We start from the raw sequence: 26797 nt of genomic DNA on the forward strand, positions 1-26797 counted from the left end.
CGAGATCTCTCTTTGTTTACTTAACGGATTCTTGTTTTAAATTACCTGTCTTTTCATCATAGAAACGAAGAAGGTCTCCATTGATGATGGCATCAGAATTTTCGAGCTCCATTGTTGCACGATCAGCGTATGGCTGACATGGCTCCCCGTCTATTTCTTCGCCAGTTGATTTATCATAGCAAGCCTCTCCGGCATACACATATTTATCTGTAATAAAGCGTCCGTCACGGAACACTACAAAGTTTTCATGTTCTGGAGAGAATAAATCCGCACCCATTTGCATATCTTTTGACGTTTCAATGCCAAGTAGGTGTAAAATTGTTGGACGTAAATCCATTTGTCCTGCCATTTCAGTCATCTCTTTACCATCGTCAGATCCTGGGATATGGATGAATAAAGGTACTTCCTGTAGCAATGCATTATCAAACGGTGTAATTTGTTCTTTTCCTAAATATTGTGCCATCGCTTTATTATGGTTTTCTGAAATACCGTAGTGGTCACCATACATAACGATAATAGAATTATCATAAACACCTTGATCTTTCAATTGTTGGAAGAAATCTTTTAAAGCTTCATCCATATAGCGTACTGTTTGGAAGTAACGATTTAATGTACCTGAATTTGAATCATATTCAGGAATCATAATATCTTCCGGATCCAATGTAAATGGATAGTGATTCGTTAATGTAATTAGTCTTGAGTAGAATGGTTGTGGCATATCTTTCATTAATGCTGCAGATTGCTCTAAGAATGGCGTATCTTTCATTCCCCAGTTCACAGCTTGCCCTTCTTCTACTGTATAAGAATCGATATCGTAGAACTTATTGATTTTTAAAGATTGATACATGATGTCACGGTTCCAGAATGATTTATTATTCGGGTGCATGACATTTGTAAAGTATCCATTTTCCCCAAGGCGCTCTGCCATTGAGTTATACGTATTTCCACCATGTGTGAAGAATACTGCTCCGCGTCCTAAACCAAATAGTGAATTTTCTACGATAAACTCAGAGTCAGATGTTTTTCCTAGACCTGTTTGGTGATAGAAGTTACTGAAATAATACGTATCTTTATCTTTTGTTAAAGAGTTTAAGAATGGCGTAACTTCATGACCATTCATGTCATTGTTAATGACAAAGTTTTGTAAAGACTCCATAGACACAACAATTAAGTTACGGCCTTTATATTTCCCAAACATTTCTGGGTTGACTGCTGCCTGATTTGAGCGAACATAGTTGTTTACTTCAACTAATTCACTTCCGTCCGCTAACGCACGTTGGGCTGAGGATTTTGTTTGAATATAAATATCATACAAATGGTAATTGTACGTACCAATGTTTTTTACAAGTAATTCGCGGTCAAAACTACGTGTTAATAATTGTGGACGCTCTGTTTCAGCTAAACCTAAGTTTAAGAATGACATAGCGATTGCCAGCACAAAAAATGCACGGCGGAATTCCACATTAACTTTAAACGAATTTTTCATTTTTGGTATAAATTTATTCGCTAAGATTAAAATAAGTACATCAACAAAATACAATACATCCCATGGCTCTATTATGGCAGCTACAGAAGTTCCTAAGTCACTAAAGTTACTTGTTTGGAATAATACAGGTAGTGTAATAAAGTCATTGTAGAAACGATAGAACGCTACATTTCCATAAAGGACTATGGATAAAATAATACTGACTGTAATTAAATAACGATTTCTAGCCTTTGGTGATTTAAAGAAAAGTGCTAATCCATACGTAAATAGCAAGAAACTTAATGGGTTAATAAACAAAATAAATTGTTGCATTGCATTTTCAATTTTCATCTCAAAGCTCGTGTGGTAAACAATGACCGTTTTGATCCAAGTTGCTATAATTGCTAGTATCATAAATGAATGTTTAGGCCACTTTATTGATTTCATTCCTAACATCCTCCCTACTTCCTTACAAAAAAATAATAATTTTTTACATTTTGTTACGGAAACAAAATATATCTTAATCCATTTTTTACAGATAATCAACACATATCTTTTGGAAATTTTACTCTCCTCGCTCGTATATGCACCAGATATCTATATATACGTTTTACATTGTAAAAAGTTTCGTAAAAACATAAAAACAGCGGAAATCCACTGTTTTTAAGAATATTACATACATGTTACATTAATTTTACAATACCCCATTACATTATATTTCAAACATTACTTTTTATTCTCTTCTATACGAAGTCTTGTTGTTTCTTGTCGAATTAGTAATAATGCCATTTGGTAATCTTTTATGTCTAGTACATTCGCTTTATAGAGCTCTTTTATTTCATCCTCCATTAACATCAAATCGCCAATAGGGTCCCGTGTATAAATAAAAGTACCATACGTTTTCAAGAGTTCATAAATATCTAACATTTTATCCATTTTCGTTCGCTCCTCGATGTGCTAGACAGTCAATACGTTCTGTCGGTGTCACTATGATGTCTACAGGGCAATCATGTTCTTCAGTAGGAACACGATTAACGATCTGCTCGTCAAAAAGTAATGACATCAATTTACCCTTTTTATAGTTTAATACATAGCGATCATAATAACCACCGCCATACCCTATTCGGTAGCCTAACCGATCAAAAACAACCCCTGGTACTAAGATGATATCCATCTCATTTGCGTCAACTAACTCACATCGTTCGGGAATAGGCTCACGCAAATGCATATATACTGTTTCAAGCTGAGCAAATGATTCAATGGCGTAAAATGTCATTTCTCTTGTTTTTGGGTGGCACTTTGGCACAGCGACCTTTTTCCCAAGCTGCCATAGTTCTTCAATTAAAAGAATGGTGTCGACTTCTGGCTGATTCGAAATGGTAATGCCGATCGTATTTGCTTCTATTATATATGGTTCCTGTAGCACCTTTTGCACTACAGCTTTAGATTGTCTGCGATAAACTTCTTCATTCATTATCGCAAGTGTTTCTCGTACCTTGTTCCGTAATGTTGTTTTATCCATGCAGGCTACCTCCTATATAGTAAAACCTCAATCATTCATAAAATGTAGAAAGCCAAAACCACTTGTGGTTTTGGCTTAATGAGCGATTACTTAGTTTCACGGTGAAGAGTGTATTTCTTCTCGCGAGAGCAATATTTTTTAAGTTCAAGACGCTCTGGATTGTTACGCTTGTTCTTTTTAGAAATGTAGTTACGTTCGCCGCAATCTGTGCAAGCTAAAGTAATGTTTACGCGCATCATTAACCCTCCCACTCTATATCAAGAATTTAAATTTGAGCATGATTTATACGACTAACCTATTATAACACAAACTGAAAAAAAATCTACCTTCATTTCATATTAAGTTTGCATATGGTAAAATATCTTATAATTACATACTACACGAGGTGAGGCTATTGGATTTATCCATCATACTAATGAGTTTCGGGATTCTTTTGATTATAGTATCGTTCTTTTTCAAAAATAGCTCGAAAAAAGTCGAGAAGGATGTCGAAGAATTATCTATCTCCATATTCCAAGAAACGAATAATTTAAAACGCCGTTTAAAAATCGTAGAGGAGGAGCTACTATTAGAACCAGAGTTTCAAGTAAAATCAAAATCAACACCTAGTCCTAGCATACAAGACCCTAAAGTTCAACAAGTTATGCAGGCTGTCCAACAAGCCGCACAAGCTGCCAAAGTAGCGCCTAATCCACCACAAGCAAAGCCGATACATCAAATTATCGTAAGTCAGGTGCTGGAATTGAATAAACAAGGACTTTCTGTAGGAGATATTAGTATCCGTTCAAATTTAACAGAAGAACAAGTTCGTCAAGTGATTGCAAATGGGGGTCGTTAATTTATGAACAAGTCTTCCATCCGCTCATTTGGCGTAGCCATTTTCCTAGTTGGTGCCATACTTGCTCTAGCAAGCCGCTTCGATGTGAACATTGGGCTCCCTGAAAAAGATTCTTCCAATCAGCAGCAGGTTGAAGAATTGCAAAATAAGCTCAATCAGGCCAATCAAGAAATTGCTGCGCTAAAAAAACAAGTTAAACAAGTACATACTACTGAAGAAACTACTGCTGCTGATTCTTCAGAACCGTCTGTTAAAGAAGATACCAATGCGGATAATACAACAATGACATTGCAAATATATAGTGGGATTACACCATATATTGTGGCCCAAAAGCTAGAGGATGGTGGCATTATTTCTAACAGCGTAGAAATGGAGTTACTACTCGCAAACGCAAAATATGCACGAAGCTTGCAAATTGGGTCCTACGAAGTCAATTCTTCCATGTCTTTAGAGGAAATTGCGAAGTTAATTACAGGTAAAAAACAATAAAGAAAAGCTGTCGCCACATCCAAATTAAGGAGGCGACAGCCTTTTTATTTAAGCAATACTTTCAAAGAAGGCTTGCATCATCCTACTCCCTTCTTTCGTGCCGATTGATTCAGGATGAAATTGCAGACCGTAAAGAGGGTATTTTTTGTGTTGGATAGCCATAATCTCCTCGTCATCACTCGCTGTTGCGATAATGTTAAAATCACTGTGTAATGAAGGTTCTTCAATAACTAGGGAATGATAACGCATTACTTGAATAACTCCATCTAAATGTGCAAATAAACCTGTTTGTTCATATTGTAGAGATGACAGCTTGCCGTGCATGATCGTTTGAGCCTGCACGATGTTTGCTCCAAATGCGTACCCAATGGATTGATGTCCAAGACAAATCCCTAATATAGGAAAACTTTGATATAGCTCCTTAATAACATTAACCGTGATACCTGCTTCGGCTGGTGTTCCTGGTCCGGGTGATAAAACAATAGCTTCTGGTGCCATTTTTTGAATTTCTTCTATTGTAATAACATCATTCCTCACAACTTTAACATTTTTCCCAAGCATACTTATTTGTTGAAATAGATTGTAGGTAAAGGAATCATAATTATCAATTATTAAAATCATTTTTTTACCTCCAATAGTGCTCGAGCTTTATTAAGTGTTTCTTCATATTCAGATAATGGGACCGAATCGTGAACAATACCCGCTCCTGCTTGTACATGAGCTTTCTCATCTTTAATGATCATGGTACGAATAGCAAGGGCTAAATCCATATCGCCTGTCGTAGATATATAACCAACAGCTCCCGCATAGACGCCACGCTTTACAGGCTCTAATCCATTTATTAGCTGCATCGCACGTATCTTCGGTGCTCCTGACACTGTACCCGCAGGTAAACAAGCACGAAGGACATCCAAGACATGGAGATTATCTCGTAGGTCCGCTACTACCTCAGACACAATATGCATGACATATTTATAGCGTTCAATTTTCATGAATTTCTTCAGCCTTACAGAACCCACTTTTGCAATTCGGCCAAGATCATTGCGGCCTAAATCCACTAGCATACGATGTTCCGCCACTTCTTTTTCATCCGCCAATAGGGTATTTGCAATGGCTTCATCCTGCTCCATTGTCTCACCACGAGGCTTGGTGCCTGCGATTGGATTTGTCGTCACTTGCCGATTTTTAACCTTAACAAGGCTTTCTGGTGATGTTCCTAAAATAATATAGGATCCATAATCCATGTAGAACATATATGGAGAGGGATTGGATGTGCGCAATTGGCGATACAGCGCAAAGGGTGAGCCTGTAAACGAGGCTGAGAAGCGCTGTGATAGCACAATTTGGAAAATATCCCCTTTTAATATATACTGCTTTGCACGCTCCACTAATGTGACAAATTGCTCCTTTGAAATCATTGGCTTAAAATCAAGACTATCTACCTTCGCGGCATCAAATGTTGTCCCCATGTAAAGCTGCTGCTCCATCGTTGAAATAGCCGCTTCCATTTCCTCTAAGGAACGCCCTTCTTTAAATAAATCTATTGAAGCCAATGTAAGTTCCTGTGTCACATGATCAAATACAATAAATGTATCATAGAACAAAACATGAACATCCGGCATGGCTAATTCATCCTGTAAATATTCCCCTATTTTTTCTGTATAAAAAGCTGTTTCATATCCAAAGAAACCAATGGCGCCTCCAAAAAAGTGGAATGGATAAGTTTCTTCATGGAATGGCATCACTTGCTTTAAATAATCGAGCACATTGCCATTCGATTTTTCCTTTTCCTCCCCTTTAAGAAAGGTATACGCATCATTATTTCCTTTTAATTCAGCTACTGGATCCACTGCAATAAAGGAGTAACGTCCACTTTCCTCATGCTTGGCTGACGATTCGAACAACATTTTATGCTGCCCTCTCAATGATTGATAGACAGAAATAGGGGTCATCATATCTCCCTGTAATACTTTCATGGCATACTTTCTAAGCTCAACTGTCATTCTCTTCTCTCCTTCTCTATGCTCCGCTCTTCTACACCAAATGCATATAAAAAGGCCTTTCCATCACAAAAGGACGGAAAAGCCGTGGTGCCACCTTCATTGGTCTACTAAGAAGACCCTCTCTAAGCCTTATAACGTAGGCATACGCTAATCCATACTGTCATTCAGGATTAGAGCTCCGAAGTCCATTCACCATTAATTTGTACTAGTTTCCACCAACCACTAGCTCTCTATGACAAATACTAATAGCTACTACTCTTCATCAGCGCTGATTGCTAGATTATATTGTAATGCAAACTATCTTACAATTCAATTTATTTTTTCCTTCTTGGTTCTTCATCCTCATCAGGGGATGCTAAAGTAATGGATAGCTCCTCCACGATTTGGCGTATGGCAAAGAAGATTTCCTGGCGTACTTCTAGCATGACGGCTGTATCATTTGTAGCGACGAAGAAACGAATAAGCACACGATAACTATCATGATGAAATTCATCGATATAAACATGGATCATGTCTTTCTCTGTGTTAGCATGTAAATAAATTTCCTTATGAATAGCCGTTAAGGCACTGCGTAATATGTCTTCTTCATTGGAAGCAGCTACATATAAAAATTGTTCGCATTTACGCTTTTCTCGTCTCGATAAGTTGTAAATAGGACGATTAACCAAATAAGAGTTCGGCACATAGACAAGCCCTTTATCCCCTGTTTGAATTAACGTACTGCGAAGATTAATATCCTCAATGGTTCCTTCAATTTTTTGATCTTCGGTCGCAATCCAATCCCCAATTTGAAAGGGATTGTCAAGCGCCACAGACATACCGCCAAACACATGGGCTAATGTATCGCGAATCCCAAAAGCAATCGCTACTCCTGTTAAGCCAATTCCTGTTAAAAAGCCATTCAAATTAAAGTTCCAAAATGAGGCAATTGTAAACATGGCAAAAATCATAATGAGTACTTTACTAATACGCAGGAAAAAAGGTAATAGTACATTTTGGTCCTCTTCACTTGTTAATTGAAGCGGCTGCTTTGTATAGAAATTTAAAACATCATATACGCCCTTAAAAGCAAAAAACACCATAATAGACAGTACAAAATTTTTCGTTGATTTATGCGTAAATAAAGGAACTTCTATTAAATAAGATAAGCTTAGCACAATGACTGCCGTCATAAATGCATAGCCAATGGCTTTACTAAATTGTGCAAGCACATTTGCTTGGAAATTTCGTTGACGATTTCTTAAAAAGATGACCAGACGATTAATTATTTTTTTTATGATGAATCGTTGAATCAGCCAGCCAACTATACAAATAATGAGTGCTATTAAAACATCCATCCAAGTAGGGACTGTAAATTTAGGTAAAATCCAATGTAATGAATCCATGTATATCTCCTTTTAATACCTATGTATCTCCAATAAAAAGGAGCTGCCCTTCCGTAAAGGTTAGCCCCTTTCTGTTATTGTATTGCATCATCCGCAAAAAAAGCCTTATTGGCAAACCAAAATTGTTGTTTATTAAAATTATCTTCATGCATTGCAATGACAGAAAACTCAGCAAGGTATTTTCGTTTCATTTCCTCCAGCATCGCTTTTGCTTGCTTACTGACAAGATGCTGTCCATCTATAGGAGTGCCCTCTGTAAATATAATGACTTCCGCTTCAGAGCCTAGTTGATTTTCATGCAGTAATGATCTGACAAACTGTAGAACAGGTAAAAGCTCAGCTTCACCTTTAGCTTTATATTCAATAAAACTCTTAAAATCCGCTAAATTTAAATGACCATTTTCAAAGCGATAGTGAACATCGATTTGCTGATCATAAGGGATAATATATAGATCGCGATTTTCGCGATGGGCATTCATAAATAATGGTAATATCATGCTTTTACACAGCTCAGAATAAGCTTCCATCCCAGTCGTCTGCTCTAAACAAATAATCATGGGCCCAGGATCCTGTTTATAGTCATGAAAGGGTACATAAAAGATATTGCCATTCTTTGTTGTTTGCTGTTTGAGCTTTTGACGTCTCAGCTCTGACCATTTCCGTTCGTAATATAAACGCTGCTCCTTACCATTAGCCATTCTCTCAGCCTTCTCGATAGCAGGAATATTTTCCCGAATTTCATGCAGAATGTCTGCCAATTCTAGTGCAAATGCTGCCATATTTCGTAATGGTTCACTCTTTAAAAAATAGTCGATAAAATAATGTTGTTCCCTATTGCTTAAATCCTCAAGATGTAAGTTTTCATAGAGAAAACGTAAATAATTTCGTTGTTCTAGTGACAAATCTTGATCGAACTTTTCTATGAGTGATTCTATCGGGTCTTTCACGAAGCAGCACCTCCTAAGCACCACATTTTTTTGGATATTGTCTATAGTATAACCAAAAAAATTTTTTGACAATACAAAGCACTCGCTATATAGACGCCACATAAAAACACAATGTTGCTACTGCTAATCATTTTTTTCAAAACAAAAGAAGAGCTAACAAGTAGCTCCTCTCATACTGTAGAGAAAAATCATCGAGAAGTTCACATCCTCGGTGGCTTTTGTCATCTTTCCTTCTCATTTATTTACAATATATAGAAATTATGCCGAATCCAACCTAATATTCGAGCATAGCTCCTCTTTTACATTACTTGCCACATTCAAGTAGCAAATTCTTTTGTTTTTTTAGCAACAAAAATAAATATGTCTGTATGGACATTTTTTTGATATCTTAAGTACATCCACAAAATACCATTTCACCCTTTAAAATCTACAAAAAACATGCTCCATTCTTTCTTTGTGCTTTGCATTAATTTTATTAATCCCAAATGAAGTTACTCTTCATAGTCGGTGTTTTATTTCACTTCAACTATCTCAAGCAAGACCATTGTCTTTGTTCCATTTGTTTTAAAACGGTATTACTTAAAAAGCCTTGATGTTATTATCCAAATCAACTTCAATTACAGTGTGAGTAATACCTTCATCATCGACGTAGGAAATTTCTTCAGCATTGGAATTTACTGAATATTAAATTATACTTAATAAAGTGATAGCGACAAAAGAAGTTAGAAATTTTAAAGAATTACTAGTGTTAACAGTCATAACTCCACTCCCATTCATTTTTTTGGTTCATACACATACAATTTGCGATATTAAACGAATTATGTAAATAGAAAAGAGGGCGGAATTTTATGAAAATTTATCTAGTGATAATGTTTTGGGGTTCTATTTTGGCATTATGCATTCGCGCTATTAATGATTATCAAAATAATGTTAATCCGTTTAACGAACCTCTCACTGCTCTTGTTTATTTAATAATTATTTTTTGGATTATAATTTTTTCTGTAGTGTATTACAAAAAGTATAAGAAAATTAAAATGGATTAAAAATTTACTTTCTCATGAATGGAAGGAAAATTCCTTCTCTCAAACTGTAGACAAAAGCCATCAAGAAGTTTGATATGCCCCCTATTAGGTAGGCAGGTTAAAAAATAAAATCTGTTTATCTAAGGGGAGCATTTTTTGGGGACGAAGTAAACATCCAATCAAGTTAAAATAATATATCCTACAATTGTTCGAAGAAGGTCACTATACTATCTGGGGCAATTATCGATTTGTAAAAGAAAAGAAGAGCTAGCAAGTAGCTCTTCTGCCTAATTATTTAATTCATAATGCTTGCCTTTCACTAAGTAAAAAAGATGTTCAGCGATATTAGTAGCATGATCGGCGGAACGCTCTAAATAGCGGCAAATAAATGTTAGATGGGTAATTTGAGAAATATGTGCGGGGTCTTCAACGCCTGCACGTAGCAAGAGTGTAACCGTAGCTCCATATAAATCATCCACATAATCATCTAATTCAGCGATTTCTTTCGCACGAACAGTATCTTCCTCTGTAAAGGCCTTCATGATGCTCTCTAGCATTTCTACTGTTTTATTGCACATCGTTTGTAGATTTGTCATAGGGAACACAATCGGTTCTTTTCCAATTCGAATCGCTTCTTTAGCGATATTCACCGCATAATCGCCCACTCTTTCCATATCTGCTGCTGCTTTTACAAGGACCATGAGACGACGTAAATCGGTTGCTACAGGTTGTTGTTTAGCAATCATAAGGATTACATGGTCATTTATTTCTTCTTCAAGCCGGTTTATGATTAAATCGTCTTCAAGTATTTTCAAAGCTTTTTCTAAATTCTGTTCCACTAACGCCTCAAAGGATGTTTTTAAGGCGAAAATACTGCTATTGGCAAGTGCTATAAATTGCCCCTGAACTTCTTTTAACTCCTGTTCAAAACGTTCACGTACTACCATCGATTGCTCCTCCTTAGCCGAAACGTCCTGAAATATAATCTTCCGTACGTTGATCTGATGGTGTTTGGAAGATGATATCTGTTTTATCGTATTCTACAACTTCTCCACTCAGGAAGAACGCTGTACGATCAGAGATACGTGCAGCTTGCTGCATATTATGGGTTACAATGATAATGGAATAGTCTTTTTTCAACTCTTGCACAAGCTCTTCCACTTTTAGTGTAGAAATAGGGTCTAATGCAGATGTTGGCTCATCCATCAGAATGACATCTGGTTCAATCGCTAAGCATCTTGCAATACAAATACGCTGTTGCTGACCACCAGATAAACCGTAGGCATTTTGATTTAAACGATCTTTGACCTCATCCCAAATGGCAGCCCCTCTCAGAGACTTTTCAACTATTTCATCTAAAATCTTTTTATTTTTAATACCATGAATTCTTGGACCATACGCAATATTATCATAAATAGATTTTGGGAACGGATTTGGCTTTTGGAACACCATTCCTACGCGTGTTCTTAATTCCTCTACCGTATAGTTTTTATTTAAAATATTACGCTCACGATATAAAATTTCACCAGATGTACGGACGCTAGGAACCAGCTCTACCATTCTGTTTAATGTTTTTAAATACGTAGATTTACCACAGCCAGAAGGCCCGATAATTGCAGTAACTTCATTTTCATAAATACTTAAATTAATATCTTTTAGGCCTTGATGATCACCGTACCATAAATTCAAGTTACGTGTATCATAAACAATATTTTTCGCTATATCTGCGGAAGATTTCGTCGTCGCTTGATTCAATTTGACAATTGTTTTTTCCTCTTTAAAATCCAGTACCATAAGGTCACCTCATTAATAACGTTTTTGGAATTTATTTCGAATAAAGATGGCAATAGAGTTCATCAATAGCAGAACCGTCATAAGCACTAAAATACCAGCTGCGGCCACATACTGAAATGCTTCTTGCGGACGTTTCGCCCAATCATAGATTTGCATCGGTAGGGCTGTGAATTGGCTTAGTAAACCATTCGGTAAAAATTGTAGAATGACTGGAATTCCGATGACAACAAGTGGCGCTGTCTCCCCAATGGCACGGGACATAGCCAAAATACTTCCTGTCAAAATACCAGGAATAGCGGCTGGAAGAACCACTCGTAAAATCGTTTGCCATTTGGTTGCGCCCATCCCATATGAAGCTTCACGTTGTTCATTGGGTACTGCACGAATGGCCTCCTGTGCCGCTACAATAATGACAGGTAAAATTAATAAACTCATTGTTAGGCCAGCAGCTAAAACACTTTTGCCTAGTCCCATCATGCGTACAAAAATAGTTAAACCTAGTAATCCAAAAACGATGGAAGGTACACCTGCTAGATTTGAGATATTCATACGAATAAAGTCGTTGATTCTATTTTTCTTGGCATATTCCTCTAAATAGATTGCCGTACCTACACCTAAAATAATGGATACAGGCGCTACAACTGCCATTAACCAAAGTGAACCTATTAGGGCCGCTTTAACACCTGCTTTATCTGCAAAACGTGATGCGAAATTCATTAAGAAATCAATATTTAAATAATCAATTCCTTGTGTCACAATGCGGTAAAGCAAAATAGCTAAGGTAACAAGCGCAAACGTAGTAGCTAAGAAAAATAAGGTTTTCCAAACTTTATTGAATGTAATACGCTTTGTCATTCGTTTCATGACGACTGTTTCATCCATATAGCGCATCTAGTAAACCTCCCTGAAGCGTTTCGAAATATAGTGTGCAAGTAAATTCATTACTAGCGTAAAGATAAATAGTGTAAAACCAACAGAATAGATTGAGTAGTAAATAGTTGTTCCATAACCTGCATCACCTGTTGAAACTTGAACGATGTAGGCTGTCATTGTTTGAATGGAATCCGTAACATTGAGATCAAATTTCGGTGTTGATCCGCCTGCAAGCGAAACAATCATCGTTTCCCCTATTGCCCGGGAAATAGCTAATACTATAGATGCGATAATACCAGAAAGTGCAGCGGGTAGTACTACTTTAATCGCTACTTCAAATTTTGTTGCACCTAGAGCTAAAGCCCCTTCGCGCATACTATTGGGTACCGATGACATCGCATCCTCAGATAGAGAAGTGATCATTGGCAAAATCATAATCCCTACAACAATCCCTGGGCTCAGTGCATTAAATAATTTAAGTCCAGGCACAATTTCTTGTAATAAAGGTGTGACAAACGTTAAAGCAAAGAAGCCGTAAACAATCGTCGGTACACCCGCTAAAACTTCTAAAATAGGTTTCACGGTACGTCTTGTTTTTTCACTTGCATATTCACTTAAATAGATAGCTGAAGCAATTCCAAATGGTACGGCTACTACAACTGCAATAAGTGTCACTTTTAATGTACCAGCGATTAACGGCAAAATCCCAAACAACGGTTCATTTCCTGAAAACGGTAACCATTTCGTTCCAAACAGGAAATCCGTTATCGACACACGTTTAAAAAATTCAAACGTTTCAAAAATAAGGGTGAAAACAATGCCAAATGTCGTTAAAATAGAGATAATTGCTGCAGAAAATAATAGAGCTGGCATTGCTTTTTCCACTATTTTCTTAGTTTTATGATTGCGCGAATTTGCAATTAATTGCTGCACAGATGATGTCTTATTTTCCTTTTGAGAAACCATTGGGTGCTCCTTTCAAATAAGGGAGGGAAAGAGCATACATCTCTTTCCCTCTATGCATGTCTACTTATTTTAAGCCTTCTAAAGTTTTTAAGCCTTCAGTATATTTTTCTTCAGGTAAACGAACATAGCCAACAGCCTCAGCCATATCACCTGCGTTTTCTAATGTAAATTTAATGAAATCATATGCCGCTTCATTATCTTTCATAGCACTATTTTTCACGTATGTGAATAGTGGGCGTGAAAGTGGCGTATATTCGCCTGCTTCAATTGTTTCATTATTTGGCTCTACACCATTTACTTTAACAATGTTTAATTTATCTTTATTTTCTAGATAGTAAGCATAACCGAAGAATCCGATAGCGTTTTTGTCACCTGATACACCTTGAACTAGCATATTATCATCCTCTGATAATGTTGCTGAGCTTACTAGATCCGCTCCATCTAAAATGATTTCATCAAAGTAATCGTATGTGCCTGAATCAGTACCTGGTGAATAGTAAATGATTTTCTCATCTGGCCAAGATGGATCAATGTCAGACCATTTCTTCTCTTTCCCATCTTCAATCCAAATTTTTTGTAATTGTTCTACTGTTAAATCTTTCGCCCAATCATTTTCTGGATTCACGACTACTGATAAACCATCATATGCTAGAGCTAGCTCTGTATAATCAATACCAGCTTCTCCTAGTTTCGCTTTCTCTTCATCTTTTATATTACGAGATGCATTTGAAAAGTCTGTTTCACCTGCGATGAATTTTTCAAAACCACCACCTGTACCAGAAACCCCCACTGATACTTTGACATCTGGTTGTGCGCCTGCATACTCTTCAACAACTGCCTCAATAATTGGTGCAACTGTTGATGAGCCATCTCCAGCTACAGAGCCTTGTAGCTTTTCATCAGCAGCTTCTTGTCCTGAACTAGCTGGTGCGTTCGTTTCAGTATTGTTTCCATTTTGTGCAGAATCGCTACCACATGCACCTAGCATTAATGCAGAACCCATTACTGCTGTCATCGTTAAGTACTTCCACTTTTTCATCTCATTTGCCTCCGTCATGAACTGTTTTATAGTTATTTGTCTTACAATCTTTACTATAATGACTGATTGTTGAAGTCGTATAAACGGTTCGTAAAAGAGATGTAAAGGAATGTAATGCTTTGTAAACGATTGTAAAGACACATTTACAATTCACCTTCGCTTTGTCAGAGCTGTGCCTAGATTTTGCATTTTTGCCTGCTTACATCTGCACCATTATCTCCATTTGCAAGAGGTGATTCCACATCCAATGAAGGCGATCAATCCATACTCTTCTATGTTTGAGGGAAGCGACCTTCTAAGTGTAGAGAGGTTAGAATTTGATTCCTATTTGAAAGATGCTATAATAATCAATTGTGTCAGGAATTACTTTATCTTGATCCAGTAAAAGTTTTGTACCAACATATAAGCTAGGTACACCCCCTTTCTATAGAAGGGAAAGATAAAGCCTTCAGAGGATGTCACAGATTTTCAACGAGAAGATATGGACATTATATTGATAAGGCGTAATGAATGAGGAGTTTGACCTTTGTCATGAAACATGCAAACGTACAAAATGCCGATTATTTTAAAACCTATCTATCATTAATCATGGAACATCGCGAATTTACACTTCAAGAGGCGATTGATTTTATGGTAGCTTCTTATTTCTATCATAATTTAGAGCTGTATGGCGTAAAACCAAGAGAGCAATTTGAATTAGCCATCCGCCAATTATCTGCATGAAGCTTATTTTTCCCATAAAAAATAACCGCTAGGCATCCCAGTGCCTAGCGGTTTTCTTATTGTTGCTCATCCTCACCAATTTTTTCCTCTGTAGTAGCTGGTAAAATTGGCTGATTCACTTTACTATCTGTTACTTTTTCAGCTTCATATTTTGCTTTTAATTCGTAGTACTTATCTAGAGAACGTCTAGCAATAAGGTTGTTATTGACTAAATGTTGATTCATATTAGTTGTTGCCCAAGGAATAACAACTGCATAAGCAATTTCAGGGTTTTCATATGGCGCAAAGCCCACATGTGTTAATGTAATCGTATTTGTACCAAAATGTTCTCGTAATGGACCATAGTAAACTACCTCTGCAGTACCTGTTTTCCCTGCTGCTGTAAATGGAGCATTCGAGAATTGTCCACGAGCCGTCCCATATGATCCAGTATATACACGACGTAATCCTTGTTTTACATAGTCAATCTCTTCTTTAGGATTGTCAATTTGATTAAGAATAGTCGGTCCTATTTCAGTCACTAATGGTCCTAATTGCTTGCCATCCTGTGAAGGATCACGTACCTCTTTCACAACATGTGGCTGAATACGGTAGCCACCATTAGCAATGGTTGAAATATATTGTGCTAATTGTAAAGGAGTATAAGTGTCATACTGACCAATCGCTAAGTCTAATGTTTTACCACCCATCGTTGGACCCGATGGACCACGCACTCCACTAAATTCATTTGGTAAATCAATGCCTGTTTTCACACCTAGCCCAAATTGTGCAAAATTATTGCGCATTTTTGGGAATGTATCATCCTTTAAACGTAATGGCATCCCATAGCTGTAAGGTGTTTTATTTATTAATAGTGCAATTTTAAACATATAGGAGTTAGAAGAACGTTCCAGCGCCATTAAATCGTTCATTGGCACATAGCCGCTTCTGTTAAATATGGAACTTTTAAAATCCGTACCTGCTAATTTAATCGGTTCATCACCCATAGAAGTGCCCATTGAGATAACGTCTTGATTGTACCCCGTAAGAACTGTTGCTCCCTTAATAGATGAACCTGCCTCATAAGCTGTCGTAAATGTTCCATATCCGTAATCAACAATTTCACTTTTCCCTGTTTCAGGATTCTTTTCTATTTTCTTACCAACCATAGATAGGACATCCCCTGTATTAGGGTCCATCATAATTAAAAAGGCACGATCTAATAAATACGATCCAGGAAGAGCTTTTAAATTAAGCAGTTCTTCTTCTACAATCTTCTCAGTTTCAGCCTGTAGCTCACTATCCAGTGATAAAACTAAATCTTTACCTGGCTCACCTTCATAAGTTGTAATAGTATCGACTACCTGCCCTTTTTTATTGGTAATATTTTTGACAACTGTTTTTTGACCTTGTAGTAGCTCTTCATATTGCGCCTCAATATAACTTTCCCCTACGCGATCATTTCGTGAATAATCACGGGCTAAATAATAATTGAGCTTCTCTTTTGGTATCCCTTTAGTTGGGACAGTTGTACGACCAAGAATCGATAGAGAAGATAATTTTACACGTTTCCAATCTGTCGTTGTGTTAACTCCTGGCAGTTCCGTTAAACGCTCGGAAACACGTGCAAATTCTTCTGCCGAGACATTTTCACTTTTTATAATTTGAGGTGATAAATTATAACCAGATGTCATTTCTCTAAAGATGGCTAATACTTCTAAATCCTTCTCTGACAATTGCAAAAGCTCTTCATTCGTAATGCGTTCACGTACTAGTTTATCAATCTCTGCATTGATTTGACTTGTCGTAATATTTTCTTTTGCTCGAATTTTAGCTTCTTCTGCCTTTGTCACTTTTTCGTAGGCTGCGTCATGATTTTTAATAATCCAAAAATCTTGTTTATCACGCAATGTGACGCGTTTCGTTGGTTGTTCAATTAATTGTGCCAGCTTTTCAGCTATATTTAGCATTTCATCTGTTGTAGTCGTTTGCATTTTCGTATACGTAATCGCATTTTCCGGGTGATTATCTACTAAAATACGACCGTAACGATCATACATTCTACCCCTAGGCACACTCGTATTGACAGGAACTTCTTCTGTACTCTCTAAAAGTCGTACATACTCTTCCCCTTTCACGATTTGCATATAACCTAGTCTAAAAATCAACATTGAAAATACGATAAATATTGCAAAGAAAAGGATATTCATACGAAATGTTAAATTAGAGTGATGTTTTGCTTTAACACTCGCTGCGCGATTTTTCCCTGGTGCTTTGCGCATATGTATTCCCCTCCTTATATTTTTTCATTTCAATACACGATACTTAGTATACCATTCGTAGGTTTGACAGGAAAGCATGCACTTGACAATTATTACGGAAAACATCATTTATTTGACGGCATCTAAAGTGGAAAGGTTGCCCTATTTGTTCTATCCATTTCTTTTACACTTTTATCCAATAAAAAAAGGCTATGCCTTAGTGATTTCTCACCATAGCATAGCCATCTCTATTCAATCTTTATTTAGCAGCTTGGAATTTAGCTTCAACTACATCCCAGTTTACTACGTTCCAGAATCCGCCGATGTAATCTGGACGACGGTTTTGGTAGTTTAAGTAGTATGCGTGCTCCCAAACATCTAGGCCTAGAATTGGTTTTTTACCTTCCATTACTGGAGAGTCTTGGTTTGGAGTAGAAGTAACAGCAACTGAGTCACCATCCACGATTAACCATGCCCAACCTGAACCGAAGCGAGTTGTAGCAGCTTTTGCAAATTCTTCTTTGAACGCATCAAAAGATCCGAATTTCGCATCAATTGCTTTTGCAACTTCGCCAACTGGAGTATTAGAACCGCCTGGAGCGATTACTTCCCAGAATAGTGTATGGTTAGCATGTCCGCCACCGTTGTTGCGTACAGCAGTTTGTTTGTCAGCTGGAAGAGCGTCAAGGTTTGCGATTAGGTCGTTAATGTCTTTTTCTGCAAATTCAGTGCCTTCTACTGCTGCGTTTAAGTTTGTTACATAAGTATTGTGGTGTTTAGAATGGTGAATTTCCATTGTTTTTGCATCGATATGTGGTTCTAATGCGTCGTAAGCGTAAGTTAATTGTGGTAATTCGTAAGCCATTGTTAAGTTCCTCCCTAAAATAAGAAATATTTAGTACATCAATAGATTATCAAAATTGGTCAAACCATTCAATGAAAAATACTTCATTTAGAAGATTTCAGCCTTTTGACTGAAAAACCAATACGTTTACTATCTTACCCGGTTGTCTCATTCATTAAACCTCACATGTAAACATTAAATCGCGATAAAAAATACAATGATCATCACGATTTGAATGACAGCCTTTGCAATAGTTGAAGTTAAAAATCCTACTAATGAGCCAATACCACTTTTCACAGCCTCACTAAATGTTCGCTTCTCTACAATTAATTCAGCGATAACTGCCCCTAAAAATGGGCCAAGTAAAATCCCAGCCACAGGGATGACAAATGGGCCGATTAATAATCCAATAGTACTTCCCCACATTCCGGCATTGGAGCCGCCAAACTTTTTAATGCCAAATGCATTTGCCAATGTGTCCGCACCAAATAACAGCACTACAAATAATAGTTCAATTACCCAGAACCACCAGCTTAACTCAGCGAAGGAGAAAAATAAGCCATATAGCAGGAATCCTCCGACTAAAAATAAGACACCTGGTATAATCGGGTAAACTAAACCAACAAATGAAATAATAAAGCAGGCTATTACTAAAATCCAGCCAACAACTTCCATAAAGTTTCTCTCCTTTTTCGTACATTGACTTTCATACGGACAAACAAAGTGAAAGGTTTCACTTTGTTAATGGCGAATACCTAAAATTGAATCTGCAATATTAACCGCATGGTCACCAATACGTTCCAGATTACTTACAATGTCCATATAGACAATCCCTGCCGCTCCACTACATTCATTCGTATTCAAACGTGCAATATGTTTCTGACGAAGTTTATCCTCCATATCGTCTATCAAGCTTTCAAGCTCCGTCACCTCTTGAGCTAAACTTAAGCTCGCCGTATCCAAGGCCTCTATACTTTTACGGACAGCCTCTATAGCTAAACTAAACATGCCAATTAAATCTTGGCGTGCCGACTTACTTAAGCTCACTTCATGATGATCCTTGTATTGTAAAAGCTCTAATATATTCTCAAAGTGATCACCAATTCGTTCGAAGTCTCGCACATTTGTTAATAATGTATGATGTCTTACTGAGTCTGCACGAGATAAGGGCTGCTTAGACACCATTACTAAATAATCGGTAATCTCATTATCTAGATGATTAAGGCCGGCCTCTAATTGTAAAACTGTAGGAATATGTTCGGCTTCCCCTGATTTCATATATAGAAATGTTTCTTCTAAGCCTCGTAAAGCATGCTCTCCCATTCGTAATACTTCCTCTTTGGCTTGGCCAAGTGCTATCGCTGGAGAGGAATCAATAAAAGAAGGGTCTAAATGCTTAGTTGTGACATTGATATGCCCATCATGTCCTGGTATCAATTTCGTAACTAATGCTGCCAATCCTGCAATAAAGGGAAGTTGAATCATCATATTAAATACATTAAATGAGCCGTGAGCAATTGCAATTTGCATACGAGGCTCTAAATGAAATAAGCCACTGACCCATTGAACATATTGCATAAACGGGGTGAAAAAGATCATGAAAATAATCGTACCGATCACATTAAAAAGTACATGTGCAGCGGCTGCCCGTTTTGCATAAATAGAAGCACCCAGTGACGCTAATACCGCCGTAATCGTCGTACCAATATTTTCACCAAATAAAATCGGTAAGGCATTGTTCAATCCGATCAAATGCTCAGCATATAAGCCTTGAAGCACACCAACTGTGGCCGTAGAGCTTTGTACAAGCAAGGTAAAAACGGTACCTAAAAATATACCTAAAATGGGTTGATTACTTAAATGAAGCGTTAGTGATGCAAAATCCGCCAGTTGATGTAGTGACTGCATACTTGCACTCATTAGCTCTAGCCCTAAAAATAAGCCGCCAAAGCCAAATATAATTTGACCAATATGTTGGTATGTTGCTTTTTTTAAGAAAAATAAACAGCCTGCCCCTATTGCTAATAAGGGATAAAAATAGATACCAATATTAATACCAATAATGAATGCTGTAATGGTTGTACCAATATTTGCTCCCATAATTACGCCGATTGCTTGACGTAACGTTAAAAATCCAGCACTCACTAACCCTACAGTAATGACTGTCGTTGCAGAGCTTGACTGAATGCAAATTGTTACAAATATGCCTACTAAAACTCCCATGATGGGGTTAGTTGTAAAGCGATTTAACCATTCGCGTAATCGATCATCCGCTGATTTTTGAAGCCCATCCCCCATAAATTTAATGGAAAATAAAAAGACTCCTAACCCACCTAAAAACTGAAAGAGTATGCTTTGCCAATCTATTGTCAATTGTTTTCGCTCCAATTCCTACGTCTCTACTACTCTATTTCTAATCTTTAATTGATTACAAACAAAAAGTAAAGAAATCCTTTAATTTCTTTACATAATGTTAACATTTTATCATCAAGTCCCCCTTCATCATACTTCTTTCATACCCTATGCTCTTTGAACATGTTAATATATTGTTTGGAGGAGATATAGTATGAAACACTCACAGCTATTTATCGATAGTCTCATTCATCCTAAAAAACTAGCAGCCTATCGTTTACTACCTATTGGAAAAGTTATTCAATATACTTTTCTACTCATTACCCTTGTTACCGTATTCTCTTTAGGTAGATTTGCAGCGGGTATGTCTGTTGATACGATTGATATGAACAGTTTAAATGGTTTAACTGAATACATAGATGGCATTAAATGGCTCTTATATCCGTTTACGTTCTTAATGCTTTTTGTCTTTACAACCATGCTGATTTTTGCACAAATTGCTCTCTATGCCTTAGCCGGATTATTTATCTTAAAAGTGATGAAACGTCGCGGCGAATACCGTCATATTTGGCGGACAACAACGTTTGCCATTACGTGGGCAACATTATTGTCGATGCTAGCAGAATATTTACCGATTAACAGTACGATTATCTCTGTTTTTTCTTTATTATTGACGATTGTTCTATTAATTGTGGCGTTTACAAAATATCCAAAACAACCAATTTCAAAATAATGTGCATGAATCCCCCCTCTTCTAAATATAGTGTAGAAAAGGAGGGATTTTTTGCGGGCATTTATCTTAACAGCTATCATTATTGTCATCGCTTTTGTCGTGAAAGTAGATTTAACCGAGGGTTCGATCCCACTAGCTGCTTTACAAACAAAAAGTAATAACGGCCAATGTGAACAGCAACGTGAGCCAAATTATATCACCGTACAAACTATTGAAGGAGATACTATTCATAGCTTATTTGCCTTACACCCTGCAAAAGTTCCTATGACATTCCCAGAACGCTTACAATTATTTTACAACTTAAACCCACACTTACAATTACAGGAATTGATTCCCGGTGGAAATATTAAGCTTCCTCTTACGTTTGAATTCGAAAACAAATGCGGAAAATGAAAAGTTAGCGTTTCTTCCTTGTCCTTATTTTCTTACACTGCTAAAATAAATGACAGTGACGGCTGAAAATAGTGGCCCGAAAAGGAGAGAAAGTTAATGAGTGAAATTTGTCACCGTACAAATACACGTCCTGTACGTGTCGGTAACTTAACAATTGGTGGTAGTAATGAATTATTCATTCAAAGTATGTGTACAACAAAAACACATGATGTAGAAGCAACAGTGGCAGAAATTCTTCGACTTGAAGAAGCAGGCTGTCAAATAGTTCGTGTTGCAGTTCCAGATGAGCGTGCTGCAGATGCAATTGCCGAAATCAAAAAACGTATCCATATTCCATTAGTAGCTGATATTCATTTTGACTATAGATTAGCATTAAAAGCCATTGAAAATGGTATCGATAAAGTACGTATTAACCCAGGTAATATTGGTCGTAAAGAAAAAGTGGAGGCTGTCGTGAATGCAGCTAAAGCAAAAGGTATTCCAATTCGTATTGGTGTAAATGCTGGTTCATTAGAGCGTCATATTTTAGAAAAATACGGTTATCCAACGGCTGATGGTATGGTTGAGTCTGCTCTTCACCATATTAAAATTTTAGAAGACTTGGACTTCCACGATATTATTGTATCGATGAAGGCATCTGACGTAAATCTTGCTATTGAAGCCTATGAAAAAGCAGCTAAGGCTTTTAATTATCCGCTACATTTAGGTATTACAGAATCAGGTACACTGTTTGCTGGTACTGTAAAATCAGCGGCTGGACTTGGAGCCATCCTATCAAAAGGAATTGGTAATACATTACGTATTTCACTTTCAGCAGACCCTGTTGAGGAAATAAAAGTAGCACGTGAACTATTAAAATCCTTTGGTCTAGCTTCAAATATGGCAACATTAATCTCTTGTCCAACATGTGGACGCATTGAGATTGATTTAATTTCCATTGCAAACGAAGTAGAAGAATATATTTCTAAATTGAAGGTACCTTTAAAAGTAGCAGTATTAGGCTGTGCGGTAAACGGTCCTGGTGAAGCACGTGAAGCAGATATCGGTATTGCTGGTGCACGTGGTGAGGGCTTATTATTCATGAAGGGGAAAACTGTTCGTAAAGTCCCTGAAGAAACAATGGTTGAAGAGTTGAAAAAAGAAATTGATAAATTAGCGGCAGAAATGGAAGAAAAGCGCGCAGCAGAAGAAGCACAAAAAGCGAATGCCTAAGGAGGTGCTAGCATGAAAAAGCCCCGCTTCGGTATTGATATTGATGGGACTGTAACATGTCCAAGTACACTCATCCCACATATTAATAAACAATACAACGTAAATATTACGCTTGATGATGTTTGTGAGTATGATTTTTTATCAGCCTTTCCGCACCAAGTTGATCGAAGTGCCTTTAACACATGGTTTAAAGAAAATGAGCCTTATATGTACGAAGTATCGGAAGTGGCAAAAGATGCAAAAAGCATTCTTACTGCTTGGCAAAATTCTTATGAGCTCTACTATATTTCGGCACGAGGCGAAAATGTAGCTGACATTACAATGAATTGGTTTAAAACTCAGGCTATCCCTTATGATCATATCGAACTGTTAGGAAGCCATGATAAATTAGCAGTTGCTAAAAAGCATCATGTCGAAGCTTTCTTTGAGGATAAGCACGATAATGCGGTAATGCTGGCCGAGGAGCTAAAAATACCTGTCGTATTATTTGATACGCCTTATAACCGTCTTGCTGTTCCTGACAATGTTGTAAGGGTGTATAACTGGCAAGAGGCCAATCAATTTATCACCAATCATTTCAAATAATATAAAGGAGAGTCGTGTTCAGATAAAGAACACGACTCTTTTATTGGCTACCAGCGGAGGGTAAGGCTTGGAGCAGGAGCCGTTCAAACAAGTTCATTTGACGATTGACCTGCTTAATTTCACTACACTTCCAGAATTCCTCGTATCCAACGCTCCACAAAGTTCTCAAAGGTAATGCCATAATTATCGTAGACGGCATGATAAACAAAATAAGTTCCTAAACGATCAAGAATTTCATCATTAATTTTCATCACAAACCGCTCCCTTTCTACTTGTTTTTCACCAAATTTTCATACTTCTATACTCCCAAATGACGAACAATCGAGTGGAGGTCGCATCGTTGCAAAACCGTCACAATCTACCGCTTTCATGCCCTTTCTTCGTATTTTTCTTTTCGATAAGATAGTAGTAACAACTTGCTAGACTGGAGGGACTACTTGTGAAATGGATGACAAAATTAGCTTGTATGACTTGCATCTGCGCACTACTGACCGGCTGTGGTGATCGATTATCTGAAATTAAAGATGCAGCTTCTGGCATCAACACAGCGGCAAACTCCGCGGCTAGTGCAGTAAGTCGAGATGTACATGCTATACGGGCTATAGACATTAACTATAAAGATACATCTTTCACGGTTAATGACCTATTTAAAACTATTTTACGTGACATACGCTGGGATTATGACCCGGAAAAAAATGAGCTACATGTGAGAGGCACTTGGCAACCCCCACTATTTTCTGATCAGCCATGGGATGATGAGTTGAAAGAAAAGCTTGCTGAGTCAGGCATTGTAGACGTTACATGCAAAATAATTGAGGATAAAATTGATAGCTCTCAAACTACAACGACTGTTATTTTTAATAATGAAAATCTCTTACAAAAAAATGGAGAAGAAGCACTCCATCACCTATATGATACCTATTTACTGTCAACACACTAAAAACGTTTCTGCCATGATAACTGGCAGAAACGTTTTTTTATAATAAGTCTTACAATTTTGAAATATTAGGTGCTTTTATTTGAATAAAATAAAACCATCACGTTATAATCAAAGTACAACGTGATGGTTTGGAGGTGCTTGCATTGGGACAGAGAAATTAAAAATTGGCGAGCTTGCTGAAAAAACTGGCATTACAAAACGAACAATCGATTATTATACAAACATAGGCTTGCTGGTTGCAGAACGTTCTGCAACAAATTATCGCTACTACGCTCCCGTCATGATTGAACGACTTCACTTCATTGAACAGCGCAAACAACAGGGTCTTTCACTCGTTGAAATCCAACATGAATTAAACATCACACCCTATGAAGAAATTGATGTACAAACGCTTCGTTTAAAAATGCAAGATTTAGAGCATGATGTAGCGTCTCTACTAGAACAAATGAACCAGCAAGATGATAAAAAAATTGAAACTATTAAAAAAAATGTTTCGCCTGAAAGCATTGCATTAATGCAATCCTTACTTTTACTTATTCATAATTAGGAGGTGACGTTCTGTTTTTACAGAACGACTATTTGGATACCATAATAAACTTATCGATTTTTACCATTTTATTAGCTTTAACAGGTTTTTTCGTGGCAACAGAGTTTGCGATTGTAAAGGTTCGTTCGTCAAGACTTGATCAGCTTATTGCAGAGGGCAATACAAAAGCCATTGCTGCCAAGCAAGTGGTCGATCATTTAGATGAATATTTATCTGCCTGTCAATTAGGGATTACAGTAACAGCCCTTGGTATCGGTATGGTTGGTGAAAAAACTTTTGAATTTATGCTGCACCCACTATTCGAAATGATCGGAATTTCAGATAAATATATGACGATCTTTACTATTGGTACAGCCTTTGCCATCGCTACATTTTTACATGTTGTTGTCGGCGAACTAGCACCGAAAACAGCAGCTATTCAAAAAGCGGAAACGATTACTCTACTTTTCGCAAAGCCGATTATGTTCTTCTACAAAATCATGTACCCATTTATTTGGTTCTTGAACGGCTCTGCACGCATTTTGATCGGTTTTTTCGGTATGAAGCCTGCAAGTGAGCATGAGCTTTCTCATACGGAGGAAGAACTGCGACTATTACTGTCTGAAAGCTTTAAAAGTGGTGAAATCAATAAAACAGAGCTTAAATATGTAAATAACGTCTTTGAGTTTGACGAACGTATTGCTCGTGAAATCATGGTTCCTCGAACAGAAATTGTTGGGATTGAACGAAATGACTCGTTTACAACGATCATCCATCATTTTGCCGCTGAAAAATATACGCGATACCCTATTTATGATGGCGACCGCGATAATATTTTAGGGTTTATCAATGCAAAGGAATTGTTTACACACGGTTTACTTGAAAAGCTTACAGACGAGACATTAGTCATCGAAGATTTCATTAATCCAGTTATTCGTGTGATTGAAACTATCCCTGTTCAAGAATTACTTGTACGAATGCAAAAAGAACGTATTCATATGGCCATTTTAATGGATGAATATGGTGGGACATCAGGTCTCGTAACCGTTGAAGATATTTTAGAAGAAATTGTTGGTGAAATACGTGATGAATTTGACGATGATGAAATTGCAGATATTCGAAAAATCACAGAAAACCATTATATCTTAAATGCAAAAATGCTTGTTGAAGATGTAGAAAATCTACTAAATATAACATTAGAAGCCGAGGAAGTAGAAACATTAGGTGGTTGGTTCTTATCCGTGAATAATGGGATAAAAGCATCCGCAAATATTGAGCTTGGCTCCTATGTCTTCAGTATTTATGAACAACAAGGACATCAGATACATTACATCGAGGTTCGACCTCTACGAATTAGTGCACCGGCGTCCTTCATTACAAAGGTACAGCCCTAACCTTATTATTTTGAAACCATTTTCGTTATTCCATTATTAGCCATTTCAAGCTATAATGAGAGTAGGAATATGATTCTAGTTTCAGGGGGCTATACACATGACATTATTTAAACTATATCATTCAGATGGTATACACATTATTACCGACGTAAAAAAACATAAAACAAATATTGAATTAAAAACAATTACAGGCGAAGTATTATATATTATCGTCGTAACAGATGAAAACTACACAGTGTACGACGATCGTTTTGCAGGTGCTTCTAAGCAGTTAAATTCTGTAGAAGCATTTGATATAGATGGCAGCTTCCGTAGCCTAGATTTCGATAATATGCGCTCTTTATTTAAAGAAGCCTTTACAAAGTTATTACAGCAAATCGCAGAGTGCGTTCAAAGTAAAGAGGAGCTAGTCGATATTGACACACTCCGTCATAAAGTAAGTGCCCAAATAAAAGGCATCCATTTCCGTGTCATTTCTGATACAAAAAAATATGAAATTTAACCTCTCACAG

29 protein-coding genes and 1 other annotated feature are annotated in these 26797 nt (G+C 37.1%); of the genes, 11 read left to right on the forward strand and 18 right to left on the reverse strand.

Annotated features, from left to right (window positions below; all coding sequences use genetic code 11):
• Window positions 1-16: 16 nt before the first annotated feature.
• The 4 genes from AC07YC_RS07735 to rpmG all read right to left on the reverse strand — a co-directional run bounded on the left by AC07YC_RS07735 (window position 17) and on the right by rpmG (window position 3223).
• On the reverse strand, window positions 17-1912 hold the full coding sequence (locus AC07YC_RS07735) for an LTA synthase family protein (protein ID WP_336635250.1): 1896 nt from the start codon (window positions 1910-1912) through the stop codon (window positions 17-19).
• A 279-nt stretch (window positions 1913-2191) separates the two neighbouring features.
• Window positions 2192-2401 (reverse strand): YqgQ family protein, encoded by a 210-nt coding sequence (locus AC07YC_RS07740; RefSeq protein WP_008181996.1) that lies wholly within the window; start codon window positions 2399-2401, stop codon window positions 2192-2194.
• Complete coding sequence (locus tag AC07YC_RS07745) at window positions 2394-2987, reverse strand: 5-formyltetrahydrofolate cyclo-ligase (protein ID WP_494918980.1); 594 nt, start codon at window positions 2985-2987, stop codon at window positions 2394-2396. The genes AC07YC_RS07740 and AC07YC_RS07745 overlap by 8 nt, the downstream gene beginning before the upstream one ends.
• An 86-nt stretch (window positions 2988-3073) precedes the next feature.
• Window positions 3074-3223, reverse strand: coding sequence for a 50S ribosomal protein L33 (rpmG, locus tag AC07YC_RS07750; RefSeq protein ID WP_008408521.1), 150 nt, complete (start codon window positions 3221-3223; stop codon window positions 3074-3076).
• A 179-nt stretch (window positions 3224-3402) separates the two neighbouring features.
• Between rpmG and AC07YC_RS07755 the strand changes: the two genes are divergently transcribed.
• Window positions 3403-3825 (forward strand): hypothetical protein, encoded by a 423-nt coding sequence (locus AC07YC_RS07755; protein WP_494918981.1) that lies wholly within the window; start codon window positions 3403-3405, stop codon window positions 3823-3825.
• Between the two features lie 3 nt (window positions 3826-3828).
• Entirely contained in the window at window positions 3829-4314 is a 486-nt protein-coding gene (locus AC07YC_RS07760) for a hypothetical protein (protein ID WP_494918982.1), read from the forward strand.
• 48 nt (window positions 4315-4362) lie between these two features.
• Here the strand turns inward: AC07YC_RS07760 and AC07YC_RS07765 are convergent, their stop codons facing one another.
• The 9 genes from AC07YC_RS07765 to AC07YC_RS07805 form a co-directional block, all read right to left on the reverse strand.
• Window positions 4363-4935 carry an anthranilate synthase component II gene (locus AC07YC_RS07765; protein WP_494918983.1) on the reverse strand — a complete coding sequence of 191 codons (573 nt, stop codon included), beginning with the start codon at window positions 4933-4935 and terminating at the stop codon, window positions 4363-4365.
• Window positions 4932-6317, reverse strand: coding sequence for an anthranilate synthase component I (gene trpE / locus AC07YC_RS07770; RefSeq protein WP_494918984.1), 1386 nt, complete (start codon window positions 6315-6317; stop codon window positions 4932-4934). The genes AC07YC_RS07765 and trpE overlap by 4 nt, the downstream gene beginning before the upstream one ends.
• 66 nt (window positions 6318-6383) lie before the next feature.
• Window positions 6384-6592 (reverse strand) — a binding site (T-box leader).
• Between the two features lie 39 nt (window positions 6593-6631).
• Window positions 6632-7702, reverse strand: coding sequence for a mechanosensitive ion channel family protein (locus AC07YC_RS07775; protein WP_494918985.1), 1071 nt, complete (start codon window positions 7700-7702; stop codon window positions 6632-6634).
• Window positions 7703-7776: 74 nt separating this feature from the next.
• Window positions 7777-8649 (reverse strand): vWA domain-containing protein, encoded by an 873-nt coding sequence (locus tag AC07YC_RS07780; protein ID WP_494918986.1) that lies wholly within the window; start codon window positions 8647-8649, stop codon window positions 7777-7779.
• Between the two features lie 1309 nt (window positions 8650-9958).
• A complete protein-coding gene (phoU, locus tag AC07YC_RS07785; RefSeq protein ID WP_036127094.1) occupies window positions 9959-10618 on the reverse strand; it encodes a phosphate signaling complex protein PhoU in 660 nt (219 codons plus the stop codon).
• A 13-nt stretch (window positions 10619-10631) separates the two neighbouring features.
• Window positions 10632-11465 (reverse strand): phosphate ABC transporter ATP-binding protein PstB, encoded by an 834-nt coding sequence (pstB, locus tag AC07YC_RS07790; protein WP_008178335.1) that lies wholly within the window; start codon window positions 11463-11465, stop codon window positions 10632-10634.
• 12 nt (window positions 11466-11477) lie between these two features.
• Window positions 11478-12356, reverse strand: coding sequence for a phosphate ABC transporter permease PstA (pstA, locus tag AC07YC_RS07795; protein ID WP_494918987.1), 879 nt, complete (start codon window positions 12354-12356; stop codon window positions 11478-11480).
• Entirely contained in the window at window positions 12357-13304 is a 948-nt protein-coding gene (gene pstC / locus AC07YC_RS07800) for a phosphate ABC transporter permease subunit PstC (protein ID WP_008178337.1), read from the reverse strand.
• Between the two features lie 64 nt (window positions 13305-13368).
• Window positions 13369-14343: a PstS family phosphate ABC transporter substrate-binding protein gene (locus AC07YC_RS07805; RefSeq protein ID WP_494918989.1), complete on the reverse strand. Its 975-nt coding sequence runs from the start codon at window positions 14341-14343 to the stop codon at window positions 13369-13371.
• Window positions 14344-14874: 531 nt separating this feature from the next.
• On the opposite strand from AC07YC_RS07805, the gene AC07YC_RS07810 reads away from it, so the two are divergent.
• A complete protein-coding gene (locus AC07YC_RS07810) occupies window positions 14875-15066 on the forward strand; it encodes a hypothetical protein (RefSeq protein WP_036221493.1) in 192 nt (63 codons plus the stop codon).
• A 56-nt stretch (window positions 15067-15122) separates the two neighbouring features.
• Here AC07YC_RS07810 and AC07YC_RS07815 read toward each other — a convergent pair whose 3' ends face one another.
• The 4 genes from AC07YC_RS07815 to AC07YC_RS07830 form a co-directional block, all read right to left on the reverse strand.
• Window positions 15123-17327: a peptidoglycan D,D-transpeptidase FtsI family protein gene (locus AC07YC_RS07815; protein WP_494918990.1), complete on the reverse strand. Its 2205-nt coding sequence runs from the start codon at window positions 17325-17327 to the stop codon at window positions 15123-15125.
• 238 nt (window positions 17328-17565) lie between these two features.
• Window positions 17566-18171 carry a superoxide dismutase gene (locus tag AC07YC_RS07820; RefSeq protein ID WP_008178341.1) on the reverse strand — a complete coding sequence of 202 codons (606 nt, stop codon included), beginning with the start codon at window positions 18169-18171 and terminating at the stop codon, window positions 17566-17568.
• A gap of 174 nt (window positions 18172-18345) precedes the next feature.
• Window positions 18346-18825, reverse strand: coding sequence for a DUF456 domain-containing protein (locus AC07YC_RS07825; protein WP_036127103.1), 480 nt, complete (start codon window positions 18823-18825; stop codon window positions 18346-18348).
• 66 nt (window positions 18826-18891) lie between these two features.
• Window positions 18892-20523: a Na/Pi cotransporter family protein gene (locus AC07YC_RS07830; RefSeq protein WP_036127105.1), complete on the reverse strand. Its 1632-nt coding sequence runs from the start codon at window positions 20521-20523 to the stop codon at window positions 18892-18894.
• 193 nt (window positions 20524-20716) lie between these two features.
• Between AC07YC_RS07830 and AC07YC_RS07835 the strand changes: the two genes are divergently transcribed.
• The 4 genes from AC07YC_RS07835 (at window position 20717) to AC07YC_RS07850 (ending at window position 23425) form a co-directional block, all read left to right on the forward strand.
• Window positions 20717-21235: a DUF1189 family protein gene (locus AC07YC_RS07835; protein WP_008178344.1), complete on the forward strand. Its 519-nt coding sequence runs from the start codon at window positions 20717-20719 to the stop codon at window positions 21233-21235.
• 51 nt (window positions 21236-21286) lie between these two features.
• The gene (locus tag AC07YC_RS07840) at window positions 21287-21628 is read left to right on the forward strand and encodes a protein YqfZ (protein WP_336635263.1); all 342 of its coding nucleotides are present in this window, start codon (window positions 21287-21289) and stop codon (window positions 21626-21628) included.
• Between the two features lie 96 nt (window positions 21629-21724).
• Window positions 21725-22840, forward strand: a complete 1116-nt coding sequence (gene ispG / locus AC07YC_RS07845) for a flavodoxin-dependent (E)-4-hydroxy-3-methylbut-2-enyl-diphosphate synthase (RefSeq protein WP_036221487.1) — start codon at window positions 21725-21727, stop codon at window positions 22838-22840.
• Window positions 22841-22852: 12 nt separating this feature from the next.
• Entirely contained in the window at window positions 22853-23425 is a 573-nt protein-coding gene (locus tag AC07YC_RS07850; RefSeq protein WP_336635264.1) for a 5' nucleotidase, NT5C type, read from the forward strand.
• 122 nt (window positions 23426-23547) lie between these two features.
• On the opposite strand, the gene AC07YC_RS07855 is transcribed toward AC07YC_RS07850, so the two are convergent.
• Window positions 23548-23676 (reverse strand): hypothetical protein, encoded by a 129-nt coding sequence (locus tag AC07YC_RS07855; RefSeq protein WP_008178349.1) that lies wholly within the window; start codon window positions 23674-23676, stop codon window positions 23548-23550.
• Between the two features lie 197 nt (window positions 23677-23873).
• Here AC07YC_RS07855 and AC07YC_RS07860 point away from each other — a divergent pair, with 197 nt between their 5' ends.
• From AC07YC_RS07860 to AC07YC_RS07875, 4 genes are all read left to right on the forward strand, one after another.
• A complete protein-coding gene (locus tag AC07YC_RS07860) occupies window positions 23874-24365 on the forward strand; it encodes a hypothetical protein (protein WP_336635285.1) in 492 nt (163 codons plus the stop codon).
• Between the two features lie 163 nt (window positions 24366-24528).
• Entirely contained in the window at window positions 24529-24912 is a 384-nt protein-coding gene (locus AC07YC_RS07865) for a MerR family transcriptional regulator (RefSeq protein WP_336635286.1), read from the forward strand.
• Window positions 24913-24944: 32 nt separating this feature from the next.
• Window positions 24945-26285, forward strand: coding sequence for a hemolysin family protein (locus AC07YC_RS07870; protein WP_336635265.1), 1341 nt, complete (start codon window positions 24945-24947; stop codon window positions 26283-26285).
• A gap of 97 nt (window positions 26286-26382) precedes the next feature.
• Complete coding sequence (locus tag AC07YC_RS07875; protein ID WP_036127117.1) at window positions 26383-26787, forward strand: hypothetical protein; 405 nt, start codon at window positions 26383-26385, stop codon at window positions 26785-26787.
• Window positions 26788-26797 lie beyond the last annotated feature (10 nt).

The organism is Lysinibacillus sp. GW247-5R2A (genome assembly GCF_059424475.1).

Coding starts and splice junctions, on each gene's coding strand:
- AC07YC_RS07850 (WP_336635264.1), top strand. CDS start 22,853: ATGAAAAAGCCCCGCTTCGGTATTGATATTGATGGGACTGTAACATGT.
- AC07YC_RS07740 (WP_008181996.1), bottom strand. CDS start 2,401: ATGGATAAAATGTTAGATATTTATGAACTCTTGAAAACGTATGGTACT.
- pstA (WP_494918987.1), bottom strand. CDS start 12,356: ATGCGCTATATGGATGAAACAGTCGTCATGAAACGAATGACAAAGCGT.
- AC07YC_RS07775 (WP_494918985.1), bottom strand. CDS start 7,702: ATGGATTCATTACATTGGATTTTACCTAAATTTACAGTCCCTACTTGG.
- AC07YC_RS07835 (WP_008178344.1), top strand. CDS start 20,717: ATGAAACACTCACAGCTATTTATCGATAGTCTCATTCATCCTAAAAAA.
- pstB (WP_008178335.1), bottom strand. CDS start 11,465: ATGGTACTGGATTTTAAAGAGGAAAAAACAATTGTCAAATTGAATCAA.
- pstC (WP_008178337.1), bottom strand. CDS start 13,304: ATGGTTTCTCAAAAGGAAAATAAGACATCATCTGTGCAGCAATTAATT.
- AC07YC_RS07765 (WP_494918983.1), bottom strand. CDS start 4,935: ATGATTTTAATAATTGATAATTATGATTCCTTTACCTACAATCTATTT.
- rpmG (WP_008408521.1), bottom strand. CDS start 3,223: ATGCGCGTAAACATTACTTTAGCTTGCACAGATTGCGGCGAACGTAAC.
- AC07YC_RS07760 (WP_494918982.1), top strand. CDS start 3,829: ATGAACAAGTCTTCCATCCGCTCATTTGGCGTAGCCATTTTCCTAGTT.
- AC07YC_RS07825 (WP_036127103.1), bottom strand. CDS start 18,825: ATGGAAGTTGTTGGCTGGATTTTAGTAATAGCCTGCTTTATTATTTCA.
- phoU (WP_036127094.1), bottom strand. CDS start 10,618: ATGGTAGTACGTGAACGTTTTGAACAGGAGTTAAAAGAAGTTCAGGGG.
- ispG (WP_036221487.1), top strand. CDS start 21,725: ATGAGTGAAATTTGTCACCGTACAAATACACGTCCTGTACGTGTCGGT.
- trpE (WP_494918984.1), bottom strand. CDS start 6,317: ATGACAGTTGAGCTTAGAAAGTATGCCATGAAAGTATTACAGGGAGAT.
- AC07YC_RS07815 (WP_494918990.1), bottom strand. CDS start 17,327: ATGCGCAAAGCACCAGGGAAAAATCGCGCAGCGAGTGTTAAAGCAAAA.
- AC07YC_RS07875 (WP_036127117.1), top strand. CDS start 26,383: ATGACATTATTTAAACTATATCATTCAGATGGTATACACATTATTACC.
- AC07YC_RS07735 (WP_336635250.1), bottom strand. CDS start 1,912: ATGAAATCAATAAAGTGGCCTAAACATTCATTTATGATACTAGCAATT.
- AC07YC_RS07860 (WP_336635285.1), top strand. CDS start 23,874: ATGACAAAATTAGCTTGTATGACTTGCATCTGCGCACTACTGACCGGC.
- AC07YC_RS07855 (WP_008178349.1), bottom strand. CDS start 23,676: ATGAAAATTAATGATGAAATTCTTGATCGTTTAGGAACTTATTTTGTT.
- AC07YC_RS07745 (WP_494918980.1), bottom strand. CDS start 2,987: ATGGATAAAACAACATTACGGAACAAGGTACGAGAAACACTTGCGATA.
- AC07YC_RS07820 (WP_008178341.1), bottom strand. CDS start 18,171: ATGGCTTACGAATTACCACAATTAACTTACGCTTACGACGCATTAGAA.
- AC07YC_RS07810 (WP_036221493.1), top strand. CDS start 14,875: ATGAAACATGCAAACGTACAAAATGCCGATTATTTTAAAACCTATCTA.
- AC07YC_RS07805 (WP_494918989.1), bottom strand. CDS start 14,343: ATGAAAAAGTGGAAGTACTTAACGATGACAGCAGTAATGGGTTCTGCA.
- AC07YC_RS07755 (WP_494918981.1), top strand. CDS start 3,403: ATGAGTTTCGGGATTCTTTTGATTATAGTATCGTTCTTTTTCAAAAAT.